1 pseudogene (running past one end of the window) is annotated in these 662 nt (G+C 65.9%); it reads right to left on the bottom strand.

Features of this window, described 5'->3' with window-relative positions:
• Nucleotides 1-662 (bottom strand): annotated as a pseudogene (dnaE, locus tag K789_RS23310) (DNA polymerase III subunit alpha) (its annotated part extends 2,789 nt beyond the left edge of the window); the annotation flags it as partial.

The raw sequence follows: 662 nt of genomic DNA, 5'->3' as shown, positions 1-662 counted from the left end.
CCGCCGTTGTCGTACGTCGGCTCCAGGAGGGTGGACCCCGACTGGATGGCCAACAGGGCCTCGTGCGCCTTTGCATCGTGCTCGTGCGTGTAATGGAGGTCATTGGTGGCCACCAGCGGAAGGTTCAGTTCCTTGGCCAGGCGCAGGAGGTCCCCCGTGACGCGCCGCTCGATGTCCAGACCGTGGTCCATGAGTTCGCAGAAGTAGTTCTCGGCGCCGAAGATGTCGCGGAACTCGGCGGCCGCCTCGACGGCTTCCCGGTACTGGCCGAGCCGGAGCCTGGTCTGGACCTCGCCGGACGGGCACCCGGTGGTCGCAATCAGGCCTTCCGCATAGGTGTTAAGCAGTTCGCGGTCCAGCCGGGGCCATTTGCCGAAGACCGAATCCAGGGAGGCGATCGAGGAGGCCCGGAACAGGTTCCGCATGCCCACGTTGTTGTAGCTGAGCAGCGTCATGTGGGTGTAGGCGCCACCGCCGGAGATGTCGTCCTTGCGCTGGTTCTCCTCGCCCCAGCGGACGCGGGTCTTGTCCGTGCGCGCGGTTCCGGGGGTCACATAGGCTTCGACGCCGATGATCGGCTTGATGCCTTGGTCCGTGGCCCGCTTCCAGAAATCGAAGGCGCCGAACAGGTAGCCGTGGTCCGTTGTGGCGAGGGCCGGCAT

It is taken from the genome of Arthrobacter sp. TB 26 (assembly GCF_000427315.1).
Lineage (GTDB): Bacteria > Actinomycetota > Actinomycetes > Actinomycetales > Micrococcaceae > Arthrobacter.
The sequence above is the reverse complement of the archived record's forward strand: the minus strand, read 5'-3'. Positions and strand labels throughout refer to the sequence as shown.